The organism is Gulosibacter sediminis (assembly GCF_023370115.1).
GTDB lineage: Bacteria > Actinomycetota > Actinomycetes > Actinomycetales > Microbacteriaceae > Gulosibacter > Gulosibacter sediminis_A.
This window is the reverse complement of record NZ_CP097160.1, coordinates 1342346-1355107: the sequence shown is the minus strand read 5'-3', so window position 1 is coordinate 1355107 and position 12762 is coordinate 1342346. Positions and strand designations below refer to the sequence as shown.

Here is a 12762-nt window from a genome sequence, read left to right as displayed (position 1 = left end):
ATTTTGTGCCTGGTGCATCCGCGAACAAGCTGCGTATGAACTATCTCGTGGGGCGGGTGAAGGCACTCAACCTGCCGCGCGTGTGGCAACTCGCCGGTGACATCTCGAAGAACTTCCGCAAGCCCCGCCTCGGCGTCGCCCTCGACATGTTCTGGTCGGCCGCGAAGTACGAGTGCGCGTTCCAGGACTACCAGGACTGGGACTTCGCGATCCTCTCGAAGGCCGAGCGCGCGACGTTCATGACGCATCCGAAGTCCGACCACTACGCGCGGCGCTTCAACACCGACAAGCAGGCGAACCTGCGACTGTCCGACAAGTCAAACTTCAACGTCGAGTTCGACGATCTGCTCGGCCGCGAGTGGCTCGACGTACGCACGGCCAGCGACGAACAGCTCGCCGACTTCGTGCAGCGTCACCCCAACCTCATGGCCAAGGTGCCCGACTCGCTCGGTGGCAAGGGCATTGAGCGTGTGCGCCCCGCCGACATCGGCACCGACCTCGCGCGCTTCCGCAAGATCCGCATGAGCAACCGCCAGTTCCTGCTCGAGGAATTCCTCGTGCAGCACCCGCACCTGGCGGCGCTGAACGAGTCGAGCGTGAACACCATGCGCATCGTCACGTTCAACCGCGGCGACCGCGTGGACGTCATCGCCGTCGCGCTGCGCATCGGTGCGGGCGGCGACGTCGACAACTTCTCGGGTGGTGGCATGTACACCATGCTCGACGAGGCCGGCATCGCGCAGTGCCCCGCCTTCGACGACAACAACGCGATCCACTCGATCCACCCGCTCAGCGGCGTGCCCATCGTCGGCTTCGAGGTGCCGCACTTCGAGCGCGCGCTCGAACTCGTGGTGGCAGCCGCCCGCCGCATCCCGGAGGTGCCCTACGTCGGTTGGGACGTCGCGATCTCGCCGGATCGTCCCGTACTCATCGAGGGCAACTACAACACCGGTGTCTTCCAAGCGAAGCCCTCGGTGTCGGGCGTGCGACGGGGGCTGCTCCCCCGCTACCGCGCGGTTATCGGCGAATAATCCCCATCGGGGTCGACTGGTGACCCTGACCCAGCGGGTTGTCACTGAGGATGCGCACGAACGTCTCGTTCTGCTCGCGGTCGAGCGTCGTGCCGAGGATGTTGCCGCCGATGTCATTGATGTCGACGACGAGCACGTCAACCTTGTTGCCGAGGAGGATCTTGATGTCGCGGGCCACGCGCATCGGCTCCTTCGGGCCAAGGACGACCGACTCGTTGTACGGCGGAATCGTGTTCTTGGTCGGGCCGTCGATGGCGCGCGCCTTCTCTCCGGCCACTCGGTAGAAGTCGCCCGAACGACCGAACGCCTTCGTCACCGCGGCGACGCCCGACGCGAGCAGGATGCGCGGGGTACCGCACTCGCGCAGCGCCATCTCCATGGTCTCGGGCATGCCGAGGCCGATGCCGTAGGGCGTCTTAGTGACGTACTTGGCGAGGAAGTTCGCGAGCGGGCGTGGCTTGATGTCGCCCGTGAGCATCGAGCGACCCTGCGTGATTGCGACGATCTTCTCGGTGATGAACAGCACGTCGCCGTCCTGCACCTCGTCGGCCGCGTACGTGCGCACGACCTCGTGGAGGTCGTCACCCGGCATGACGACGCGAGTCTTGATCGGGATGCGGTGGTACTCGGTGCCGTCGACCGTCGAGGTCAGGGCCTTACCTTCATTTGCCTGCATACGCGTCTCCTTACTCGAGGTAGTCGCGCAGCGACTGCGAACGCGACGGGTGGCGGAGCTTCGCCATGGTCTTGGACTCGATCTGGCGGATGCGCTCGCGCGTCACGCCGAAGGTCTCGCCGATCTGGTCGAGCGTCTTTGGCATGCCGTCACCGAGGCCGAAGCGCATGCGGATCACGCCCGCCTCGCGTTCCGAGAGCGAGTCAAGCAGTGACTCGAGCTGGCGCTGCAGCATCGTGAAGCTCACGGCGTCGGCTGGCACGACCGCCTCGGTGTCCTCGATAAGGTCACCGAATTCCGAGTCGCCATCCTCGCCGAGGGGCGTGTGCAGCGAGATCGGCTCGCGACCGTACTTCTGCACCTCGACGACCTTCTCGGGCGTCATGTCGAGCTCATGCGCGAGCTCTTCCGGCGTGGGTTCGCGACCGAGATCCTGCAGCATCTGGCGCTGCACGCGGGCGAGCTTGTTGATGACCTCGACCATGTGCACCGGGATGCGGATGGTGCGGGCCTGGTCGGCCATCGCGCGCGTGATGGCCTGACGGATCCACCAGGTCGCGTAGGTCGAGAACTTGAAGCCCTTCGTGTAGTCGAATTTTTCGACCGCGCGGATGAGGCCCAGGTTGCCCTCCTGGATGAGGTCGAGGAACTGCATGCCGCGGCCCGTGTACCGCTTCGCGAGCGAGACGACGAGACGAAGGTTTGCGCCGAGCAGGTGGCTCTTCGCGCGCTTGCCGTCACGGACGATCCACTTGAGCTCGCGCTTGAGCTTGGCCTCGATGTCGGGCTGGCGAAGGAGCTTGTCCTCGGCGTAGAGGCCCGCCTCGATGCGCATGGCGAGGTCGACCTCTTCGGCGGCGTCGAGCAGCGGCACCTTACCGATCTGCTTGAGGTAGTCCTTCACCGGGTCGGCGGTTGCACCGGTGATCGTGCCCGAGTACACCGGGGTGTCGTCATCGTCGGTGTTCTTGAGCACGAGGGCGCCGGCGGCCTTCACCGCGGATTCCGCCTTGATGGCGTCCTCCTCCGGGTCCTCGCTCTTGTCGTCGCGCTTGCCGAGGTCCGGGTCTTCGTCCTTCTCGGCGTGCTCTTCGTCGTCGGTCGACGTCTCGATGTCCTTCTCGTCGACTTCGTGGTCTTCGTCGAGGTCGACGACGATGTGCTCGTCACCGTCGTCGGGCGTTGCCTTCTTCGTGGTCGTCTTCTTCGCCGCCGCCTTCTTTGGTGCGGCGGTCGACGCCGGGGCGCCGCCCTCGTGTGACAGGATCGCCCCAACGAGGTCGTCCTTCTTTAGCGTCGAGGCGCCAGTCAGGCCAATTTCCTTCGCGATCGCTCGCAGGTCGGCGACCTTGAGCGCGGAAAGCTCTTCCTTCGAACGTGCGGCCGTCACGTTCGGCGTTGCTCCTGCTGCCATTACGGACCCCCTCAAGTGGTGCGGGCAAAACGAATGCCCAAGTCAAGTCCCGCCGAGGCGGAATAGATTGGGGCAGATAGTAAATGGTACACGCGAGGAGCCCGAACTATTCCCGAGTGTCGCCTCGCCGGCGCATCCGACGGGCCAGCGCGCGCCAGAGTGGCGCCACCACGACGCCCTCTTCGGCTGCCATTCGGTTGCGGGTTTGGTTGCGCACGTGGAGCAGCGCGGCGATGCCGAGCACCGTTAATACGGGGAAAGTCCACATCGCGACGCGGAAAGCGTCCCACGTCGGCTCGGCTCCTCCGGTGACTGCGTCGATGCCGAGGCCGATGGTCAGGAACGCGATTGCGCTAGCGGTGAACCCGCCGACGTTGACGATGCCGGAGGCCGAACCGTAGCTCGAGGAGGGGTTGAAGGTTCGGGCAAAGTCGAAGCCGATGTTCGAGCCGGTGGTTGCGCCGCCCGTGACGACGAGCACAATGACGTAATACCAGAGCGGCGGCTGACCCGGCCACAGCAGCAGGATCGACCAGAAAATCGCGCTCGTGATCGCGATGCCGATGACGAGGTTCGAACGCCGCAAGGGGAACCGCGCGGTGAGCAGTCCAATGAGTGGGCCAACGAACATGCCGACCACGACCGGCAAGATGAGCAACGCCGAAGCGAGCTGAGGCGCGTAGCCAAGCCCTTGCACCATGAGCGGGTAACCCCAGAGCAGGCCGAAGACGTTGCCGGGGAACTGGGTCGTGAAGTGCGACCAGAATCCAAGGCGCGTTCCGGGTCGGCTGAACGCCGCGCCGAGCGTGCTGAAGGCGCCCGAGAGCGACATGGGCTGGCCGCCGAAGCGCGAGCCAGGCACATCCTTCAATCCAGCGATCGCTGCGACGACGAGGATGACCGAGAGGGATGCGGTGGTGAGGAACGCGACCGTCCACTCGCTCAGGTGGAGCAGGGTCGAGAACGGCACCGCCGAGATGAACTGGCCGAGCTGGCCGAGGTTGCCGAACCACTGCTGCATGACCGGTACTTTGCGCGGTCGGAACCAGGCCGAGATGATGCGCAGGCCACTCACGAAGGTTGCCGCGTCGCCGAGGCCGACGAGGATGCGCCCGACGACGGCCACCTCGATCGTCGGCGCGACGGCAACGATGATCTGGCCGACGGCCATGAGGGCAGCGCCGGTGATGATGAGGCGCGAGGGACCAAAACGGTCGAGGAGCATGCCGACGGGAATCTGCGCGGCCGCGTACACGACCACCTGCATGACCGCGAGCGTCGACAGCGCGGTGGCCGACGCGTCGAAGCGGTCAATCGCGTCGACACCGGCGACGCCGAGCGAGCTGCGCTGGGTGACCGCGACGATGTACGCAACGAGCGCGAGGGTGAAGATGATGCCCGGAAGGCGAGGTGGGATGAGGCTGAGCGACTGGGTGTTTGGGGTGTCCGTGGACATTACTTTTCGTTGGGCTTCCGGCGCGCCGACAGGTAGCGCTCGAGTTCGGTGGCGATGTCGTCGGCGCTCGGCATTTCGCCGTCGGCGTCGGCAAATGGATTCTCACGAGGCGTGCCGCGGACCACGCCGTCGTACTGGGTTTCGAGTGCCTGGATGAGGCGCTGCATTTCTTCGTTTTCGGCGATCTGCGCGTCGACGTCGGTGCGGAACACGCGATCGCGCTCGCGCAGCTGCTCGGTGTCGATGATCACGCCCGCGGCACTGCCGATGCCCTCCAGCAGCTTCATGGCGCCGGCGGGCACGCTCGAATCGGCGAGGTAGTGCGGTACGAGCACGACAAGGTCGACCACGGGCTCATCGCTCGCCGTGAGCTCGAATTCGAGCTCGTGGAGGGCGTGTGCCGGCGCCTCGACGTTCGTCTGCCAGACCGAATTGTTCTCGATGAACTCGTCGCGATTGCCCGTGACCGCGAGTCGCGCGGGCCGCGTGTGTGGCACGGGCATGGGGATCGAGTGGGCCCACGTGGTGCTCGAGACGGCGAAGTGGGCGTGCAGGCGCAGCAGGTCTCCCGTGAACTGGTCCCAGCGGAAGTCGGGCTCGAACCCGCTCAGCAGCAAGAACGGCTGCCCGAGCGAGTCGTTGAGCAGTCGCAGGTCGAGTCGCGGCACGCGATACTCGCTGACCCGGTTCGACTCGAGTTTCACGACGGGGCGACGCGCCCGGTAGTCGAGCAGCAGGTCGGCGTCGAACGACGCGACGATTCGCCCCTCGTCCTGCGAGAGCAGCGCCTCGATTCCCTGGCGCACCGTCTGCCCCGCATCCCGGTATCCCGAGAGCAACGCCACGAGCGGCAGGCCGGGAGGAACCTCATGCCATGCCTCGCCAGGACGGTACATCGAGGGGTCAGAGAGCATGGCGTCAATGCTACGCCCTCCCCCAGTTTGCTCGGCGTAGGCTCGAAACTATGACGTCTGCTGAAATTCGCATTGATCTCGAGCCCTATTCCTCCGATGTCGTCACCGTGATTCCGGTGCGCAAGGGCGATGTCCCGGAGCCGCTGACCTCCGCAGATCTTGGGCTCGACGCCGACCGCCTCGAGCAGCTCGGCGTAACCGGCGCAACCGGCCAGAGCACGCGTATCCTGGTCGCCACCGACGAGGAAGACGGCGAGGCCGCCGCCCTGCTCATCGGCATCGGCACCAGCCGCGACGAGGAGGCCCTGCGTCGCGCCGCCGGCGCCGCCGCGCGCACCCTCGGCAAGGCAGCGGGCGTGGTCTACGACCTCGTCGAACCGACGGATGCTGAGCTTGAGGCGCTGCTCACGGGTCACGTGCTCGGCGGCTATCGCTACGACCGCTTCAAGTCGACCAGCGAAGAGGTCACCGACTCGCAGCAGGTCAACGCCACCGGCGCGACCGAGTCAATCGAACGGCGCGTGACCTCGATCACCGACGCCGTCGTGCTCACCCGAGACCTCGTCAACACTCCCCCGAGCGCCCTCGTGCCCGAAGACTTCGCCGACGCCGTCGTCGACGTGTTCGACGACGACAGCGTCTCGGTCGAGGTTTGGGACGAGCAACGCCTTATCGACGAGGGCTGCGGCGGCGTGCTCGGCGTGGGCGCAGGTTCGGTGAATGCGCCGCGCATCGTGCACCTCGAGTACGAGCCCGAAAACGCCGTGGCGCACGTCGCGCTTGTCGGCAAGGGCATCACCTTCGACTCGGGCGGGCTCTCCATCAAGCCAGCAGCGTCGATGGTGGGCATGAAGTTCGACATGGGTGGTGCGGCCTCGGTCGTTGGCACGATTCGCGCCGCGGCGTCGCTCGGCCTGCCCGTGCACGTGAGTGGCTGGTGCATGCTCGCCGAGAACATGCCGTCGGGCAGCGCGATCAAGCCGGACGACGTGCTCACGACTCACTCGGGCGTTACGGTCGAGGTCACGAACACGGATGCGGAGGGTCGCCTCGTGCTCAGCGACGGGCTCTCGCTCGCCTCGGAACAGCAGCCCGACCTCATCGTCGACATCGCGACGCTCACGGGTGCACAGGTGGTGGCACTCGGTGACCGCACCACCGGCCTCCTCGGGAACGAAGAGGACTGGCGCGACCGCGCCCTCGCCGCCAGCAAGACGGTCGGCGAACCGCTCTGGGCCATGCCCATCCCGGAGGAATTCGACGAGAAGCTCGAGTCGAACATCGCCGATATCGTCAACTCGAAGCCGGGCGATCGCTCGGGAGGGATGCTGTTCGCCGGCGCCTTCCTGCAGCGCTTCATCGGCATCGATGACGAGGGCAACGACATCCCCTGGCTGCACTTCGACATTGCTGGCCCAGCCGAGACGAAGGCCCCCTACGGATATGTCGCGAAGGGTGCCACGGGAGTGCCAGTGCGCACCCTTGTCGAACTGCTGTCGACGTTGAATTAGTCGCTAACCAGCGGGTGTACGCTGGAAAAGGTTGTGTCTGCAAGATCCCTGTAGGCCTGTCCAGATCTCGTGCTGGGATCCCCATCCAAACTTCAAAGGAGCTTTCCGAGTGGCCGATCACAATTTCGACCTCGTAGTCCTTGGTGGCGGTAGCGCAGGCTACGCCGCCGCTATTCGTGCCAAGCAGCTGGGTCAGACGGTTGCCCTCGTCGAGAAGGACAAGCTCGGCGGCACGTGCCTCCACCGCGGCTGTGTGCCGACCAAGGCCATGCTCCACGCGGGTGAGGTTGCCGACGCGGTTGAGGATGGTGCCCGACTCGGTGTCAACCTCAAGCTCGAGGGCATCGACGCTGGCAAGATCGCCGCTTTCCGTGACGGCATCGTTTCGGGCAAGTTCAAGGGCCTGCAGGGCCTGCTCAAGGCGAAGAAGATCGACGTGTTCGCGGGCGAGGGTCGCCTCGTCGACGCGAAGACCGTGCAGGTCGGCGACGACAAGCTCATCGCCAAGAACGTCGTGATCGCGACCGGCTCGTACTCGAAGAGCATCCCCGGTCTCGAGATCACCGGCAACGTCATCACGAGCGACCAGGCGCTGCAGATGGACTGGGTTCCCCAGCGCGCGGTCGTGCTCGGCGGTGGCGTAATTGGCCTCGAGTTCGCGAGCCTGTGGCGTGCGCTCGGCGCCGAGGTCACGATCATCGAGGGCCTGCCCCACCTCGCTCCGGCAGAGGACGAGGCGATCTCGAAGGCGCTCGAGCGCGCCTACAAGAAGCGCGGCATCAACTTCCAGCTCAGCACCAAGTTTGAGTCGGTCACGCAGGACGAGTACGGCGTGCACGTCAAGACCGACAAGGGTGGCGAGACCATCGACGGTGACGTGCTGCTCGTCGCGATTGGCCGTGGCCCCGTTACGCAGAACATCGGCCTCGAAGAGGTTGGCGTCGAGACCGACCGCGGCTTCGTGCTCGTCAACGACAAGCTCGAGACCAATGTCGCCGGCGTCTACGCCATCGGCGACATCACCCCCGGGCTCCAGCTCGCGCACCGCAGCTACCAGCACGGCATCTTCGTCGCCGAGCAGATCGCGGGCCAGAGCCCGGTGCTCGTCGAAGACAAGAACATCCCCAAGGTCACCTACTGCGAGCCGCAGGTCGCCTCGGTTGGCCTCTCGGAGAAGAAGGCCGCTGAAGAGTACGGCGCTGACAACATCACCGCGTACGAGTACAACCTCGCGGGCAACGCGAAGAGCTCGATCCTCGGCACCGCTGGTTTCGTCAAGGCGATCCGAGTGAACGACGGCCCCGTCGTCGGCATTCACATGATCGGTGCCCGCGTCGGTGAGCTCGTCGGTGAGGCCCAGCTCATCGTCAACTGGGACGCCTACCCCGAGGACGTCGCTCAGCTCGTCCACGCGCACCCGACCCAGGGTGAGACCATCGGCGAAGCGATGATGGCCCTCGCCGGTCGCCCGCTGCACGCGATCTAGTCACACGAGTCGAATCACTTTTAGGAGAAGTAATGAGCCAGGATGTAACGCTTCCCGCCCTCGGTGAGAGCGTCACTGAAGGTACGGTCACTCGGTGGCTGAAGCAGGTTGGCGAGACCGTCGAGGTCGACGAGGCGCTGCTCGAGGTGTCGACCGACAAGGTTGACACTGAGGTACCGTCGCCGTTCGCCGGCACGGTGCAGGAGATCCTCGTCCAGGAGGACGAGACCGTCGAGGTTGGTGCCGTGCTCGCACGCATCGGCGACGGCGCAGCCGCCGAGGCACCCGCCGAAGCTCCCGCCCCCGCGGCAGAGGAAGCCCCGGCCGCGGAGGCCGCTCCTGTCGAAGAAGCTCCGGCTCCCGCCGAGGCTGAGGCCCCCGCGGCTGCCCCGGCAGCAGGTGGCGCTGGCCAGGACGTGACGCTTCCCGCCCTCGGTGAGAGCGTCACTGAAGGTACGGTCACTCGGTGGCTGAAGCAGGTTGGCGAGACCGTTGAGGTCGACGAGGCGCTGCTCGAGGTGTCGACCGACAAGGTTGACACTGAGGTTCCGTCGCCGTTCGCCGGCACGGTGCAGGAGATCCTCGTCCAGGAGGATGAGACCGTCGAGGTTGGTGCCGTGCTCGCACGCATCGGCGACGGCGCAGCCGCCGAAGCTCCCGCCCCCGCCGCAGCACCCGCGGCCGAGGCGCCCAAGGCTGAGGCACCGAAGCCCGCCGCTGCCCCGGCAGCGCCCGCGGCACCCGCCGCCCCTGCCGCTCCCGCCGCGACGGCCGCTCCCGCTGCTGCTGCTCCGGCAGCCCCCGCCGCGCCGAAGGCCCCCGCTGCCCCGCAGCGCCCCGAGACGAAGAGCGACCCTCGCTACGTGACGCCGATCGTGCGCAAGCTCGCGGCGGAGCACGGTGTCGACCTCACCCAGATCACGGGTTCGGGCGTCGGCGGCCGCATCCGCAAGGAAGACGTGCTCGAGGCCGCGAAGTCGCAGGCGCCCGCTGCTGCTGCCGCTCCGGCCGCATCGGCTGGCGTGCCCACCGAGGCGACGCCGCACGAGGTTTCGCCGCTGCGCGGTACCAGCGCGAAGATGACGCGCCTGCGCAAGGTGGTTTCGCAGCGCGCCGTTGAGTCGATGACCACGACTGCACAGCTCACCACTGTGATCGAGGTCGACGTCACCCGTGTCGCGAACCTCCGCGCGGCGAAGAAGAACGAGTTCCTCGAGAAGACCGGTTCGAAGCTCTCCTTCCTGCCGTTCTTCACGCTCGCGGCGATCGAGGCACTGCAGACGTACCCGATCATCAACTCGACCGTGCAGGGCGACGAGATCGTCTACCCCGAAAGCGAGAACGTGTCGATCGCGGTCGACACCGAGCGCGGTCTACTCACCCCGGTGATCAAGAACGCTGGCGGCCTGAACATCGCCGAGCTCGCGAAGTCGATCGACGACCTCGCGACCCGCACGCGCGACAACAAGCTGCTCCCCGACGAGCTCGCTGGCGGCACCTTCACGGTGACGAACACCGGCTCGCGTGGCGCGCTGTTCGACACCCCGGTCGTCTTCCTTCCGCAGGAGGCCATCCTCGGCACCGGCGCGGTCGTGAAGCGCCCGACGGTCGTGAAGACGGCCGACGGCACCGAGAGCATCGCGATCCGTTCGATGGTCTACCTCGCCCTGAGCTACGACCACCGCATCATTGACGGCGCCGACGCGGCCCGTTACCTGACGCAGGTCAAGCAGCGCCTCGAAGAGGGTGCGTTCGAGGGCAACCTCGGCATCTAGTCGCGGCCTTCTGAACGGGCGGGTGTGCAGCAAGATGGCTGCACACCCGCCCGTTTGCTTTCCGCGCAAGCCGCTCAACTGCGCCTAGAGGAGCGGCGAAACGAGTGCGACGGCGCTGCCGGCGCCAACCAGACCGAGCCAGACGGCGGGCCGAATCCCGCTCGCGCGTATGGCGACAAGGCGCCATGCGAGCGCGACCGAGGTGAACGGGCCGCCTCGTTGGCGGAGGACCTGAGCCTCGAGGAGCGGCTCGTCGTCCCCCGAATCGGTCGGCCCGAGCGATGGCTTCGCGGTTCGCCGCTGCGGATGCGCGGGCCCAGGAGGACGGGCGCTGGCAGATTCGGCTCCGGCTCCGACTCCGGATCCAACACCGACCGCGGCACGGGCACCGACGGCCATGACGGTGACCGGGGCCGGCGTCGACCAGCTAAACAGTGCATCCACCAGACGCGGAATCGGGTCGGCCACCGGTGCCCCCTGAGCGAGGGCGGTGACGAGCTCCCGCACCTGCCCGCTCGCCTCGACTGTCGAGTGGGCGAGGAGCGCATCGCAGAGCCGCCCGAGGCCCCGCAGCTCGTCTTGAAGCGCGAGGTCGCGGCGCATCCCGCTCAGCTCGCCGAGGTCGATGCTCGACGACCACTGCTCTACCCAGGGCTTGCCGAGGGCATCGACCCGACAGGCCGAGAGTGTGAGGGCGCCGTGGGTAAAGCCGCGGCGATGCGCCTGCGAGATCGACTCGAGTACCGGCACCGCCAGGGTGACCACGGCGCCTGGTGGCAACTTCGCCTCACGCGCGACGAGGCTCGCGAGGCTCGAGTCCTGCACCAGGTCCCCCACCGTGAGCCGTCGCTGACCGTCGCTGAGCAGCTCGAAGTAGGGCCGTACGAAGTCGCCACCGTGACGGTGCCGGATGCGCGCGTCTCGGCTCAGCCGTGCCGCCGCCGCTTCGTCGGTCGCGATATTGAGCCGCCTGTGGACGAGGGGTTCCGGTTGCTCGACCGAGAATCCGGCCCAGTGGGTGCTCGAGGCGGGGCCTTCGGGTGCGCGCTGGGCTACGGCCACGAAGCTAAGTACCCCGGGGATTTCCTGAGGCAAGGGACGAACCAGCCGCCATCCCGCCACGATGGAGCCAACGGCGGGTTCGGTCTCGGACTCGGGACGATGTTGTGGGCGCATGCCGGGCATTGTGCGACACGACTTTGCCGGACACCCCGGTGGTCAAGGGAAATTGTGGATAACGTTCGCCGGATCGAATCCTGTGGATGGCCCAGGGCGGGTATCCTAGGTGAACTATGGCTAAATCCTCTGAATCGAGCACCAAGGAGCCCGGTCGCTTCCGTCAAATCATCGACGTTGTGAAGATGACGGCGAAGTACGACAAGCCCGGCGTCGCACTGATGATTACTGCGGCGGTGCTGCCGATTCTCGCGGCGTTCTTCCTGTGCTTTTTCATGTACCGCACCAACTGGATCATGTGGGTCATCTTCATGATCCTTGGCGTGCTGTTCGGCCTCATGCTGTTTATGTTCGTGCTGAACAACCGCGCCGAGAAGGTGGCGTACTCGCAGCTTGAAGGTCGCCAGGGCGCAACCGGCGCCGTGCTGCAGTCGAGCCTGCGCGGCACTTGGCGCACGAGTGACATGCCGGTGGCGTTCAACCCTCGCACCCAGGACGTCATCTTCCGCGCGGTCGGTAAGCCCGGCGTGATCCTGTTCACCGAGGCCGACAACGCCGCGTCGAAGAAGCTGCTCGCCGACGAGCGCCGCAAGGTGCAGCGCGTCGTTCCGACCGTCACCGTGCACCACATTCTCGTGGGCAAGGGCGGCGTCTCGCTCGGCAAGCTGAAGCGCGAAGTCAAGCGCCTGCCAAACAAGCTCCGTCGCGACGAGATTCTCGCCGTGGATGCTCGCCTGCAGTCGCTCTCGAAGTCCGAGCTGCCGATTCCGAAGGGCATGGACCCCTCGAAGATTCGTCCTTCGCGGTCGCAGATGCGCTAAGACCGCACGTAGCGGCGCAGCACGAGTCCAGTCAGGACATCGTGCATGCCACGACCGTCCACATCTGCAACGAGCGGAGGCAGGACGAGCATCACCAGCACCTGACGTACAAGCGGGCGCCACCAACCCGGGGTGGCGCCCGCGACTGTATTCAGGCGCATGCCACACAGCAGGTGTCCAAGCGAGCCACCGAGCAGGGCGATGCCGAGCCAAGACAGCCCGATGAAGATGCCCATGATGGCGACGGGGTTGTAATCGAACGCGAAGTAGGCGATCGCCACCGCGACGCCCCAGTCGATCGCGAGTCCGGCCAGTCGGCGGCCGAAGCCCGCCATCGAGCCCGGGCCTGCTTTGGGGAGGCCGAGTCGCTCCCCCTGATAGTGGCGGTCGGGTTCGGCGTTCGGGGAGGAATTTCGTGGCACAACTCAATCCTATCGATCCGTCTCCGACGGTTTTTGCGGGAAGGCGCGACAGCCGCACAGCCGATGCCGCGTAGTATGAA

Annotated in this window: 11 protein-coding genes; 5 read left to right on the top strand and 6 right to left on the bottom strand. The window is 66.3% G+C overall.

All coding sequences use genetic code 11. From position 1 onward, the window contains the following. The first annotated feature begins 5 nt into the window (after nucleotides 1–5). On the top strand, nucleotides 6–1031 hold the full coding sequence (locus tag M3M28_RS06215; protein WP_249387936.1) for a sugar-transfer associated ATP-grasp domain-containing protein: 1026 nt from the start codon (nucleotides 6–8) through the stop codon (nucleotides 1029–1031). On the opposite strand, the gene M3M28_RS06210 is transcribed toward M3M28_RS06215, so the two are convergent. The 4 genes from M3M28_RS06210 to M3M28_RS06195 all read right to left on the bottom strand — a co-directional run bounded on the left by M3M28_RS06210 (nucleotide 1018) and on the right by M3M28_RS06195 (nucleotide 5491). After that, nucleotides 1018–1707, bottom strand: coding sequence for a coenzyme F420-0:L-glutamate ligase (locus M3M28_RS06210; RefSeq protein ID WP_249387935.1), 690 nt, complete (start codon nucleotides 1705–1707; stop codon nucleotides 1018–1020). The genes M3M28_RS06215 and M3M28_RS06210 overlap by 14 nt on opposite strands. A gap of 10 nt (nucleotides 1708–1717) precedes the next feature. Beyond that, nucleotides 1718–3121: an RNA polymerase sigma factor gene (locus M3M28_RS06205; protein WP_249387934.1), complete on the bottom strand. Its 1404-nt coding sequence runs from the start codon at nucleotides 3119–3121 to the stop codon at nucleotides 1718–1720. Between the two features lie 106 nt (nucleotides 3122–3227). Further along, nucleotides 3228–4577: an MFS transporter gene (locus M3M28_RS06200; RefSeq protein ID WP_249387933.1), complete on the bottom strand. Its 1350-nt coding sequence runs from the start codon at nucleotides 4575–4577 to the stop codon at nucleotides 3228–3230. Continuing rightward, nucleotides 4577–5491, bottom strand: a complete 915-nt coding sequence (locus tag M3M28_RS06195) for a PAC2 family protein (RefSeq protein WP_249387932.1) — start codon at nucleotides 5489–5491, stop codon at nucleotides 4577–4579. Before M3M28_RS06195 ends, M3M28_RS06200 begins: the two co-directional genes overlap by 1 nt. A gap of 50 nt (nucleotides 5492–5541) precedes the next feature. On the opposite strand from M3M28_RS06195, the gene M3M28_RS06190 reads away from it, so the two are divergent. From M3M28_RS06190 to sucB, 3 genes are all read left to right on the top strand, one after another. Further along, nucleotides 5542–7002: a leucyl aminopeptidase gene (locus M3M28_RS06190; protein ID WP_249387931.1), complete on the top strand. Its 1461-nt coding sequence runs from the start codon at nucleotides 5542–5544 to the stop codon at nucleotides 7000–7002. A gap of 109 nt (nucleotides 7003–7111) precedes the next feature. Then, nucleotides 7112–8488, top strand: a complete 1377-nt coding sequence (lpdA, locus tag M3M28_RS06185; RefSeq protein WP_249387930.1) for a dihydrolipoyl dehydrogenase — start codon at nucleotides 7112–7114, stop codon at nucleotides 8486–8488. 32 nt (nucleotides 8489–8520) lie between these two features. Continuing rightward, nucleotides 8521–10263, top strand: coding sequence for a 2-oxoglutarate dehydrogenase, E2 component, dihydrolipoamide succinyltransferase (gene sucB / locus M3M28_RS06180; protein WP_249387929.1), 1743 nt, complete (start codon nucleotides 8521–8523; stop codon nucleotides 10261–10263). 84 nt (nucleotides 10264–10347) lie between these two features. Here the strand turns inward: sucB and M3M28_RS06175 are convergent, their stop codons facing one another. Next, a complete protein-coding gene (locus M3M28_RS06175; RefSeq protein WP_249387928.1) occupies nucleotides 10348–11325 on the bottom strand; it encodes a hypothetical protein in 978 nt (325 codons plus the stop codon). 230 nt (nucleotides 11326–11555) lie between these two features. Between M3M28_RS06175 and M3M28_RS06170 the strand changes: the two genes are divergently transcribed. After that, nucleotides 11556–12260, top strand: a complete 705-nt coding sequence (locus tag M3M28_RS06170; RefSeq protein WP_249387927.1) for a DUF4191 domain-containing protein — start codon at nucleotides 11556–11558, stop codon at nucleotides 12258–12260. Here the strand turns inward: M3M28_RS06170 and M3M28_RS06165 are convergent. Then, nucleotides 12257–12682: an RDD family protein gene (locus M3M28_RS06165; protein ID WP_249387926.1), complete on the bottom strand. Its 426-nt coding sequence runs from the start codon at nucleotides 12680–12682 to the stop codon at nucleotides 12257–12259. The two genes, M3M28_RS06170 and M3M28_RS06165, sit on opposite strands and share 4 nt — an antisense overlap. Nucleotides 12683–12762 lie beyond the last annotated feature (80 nt).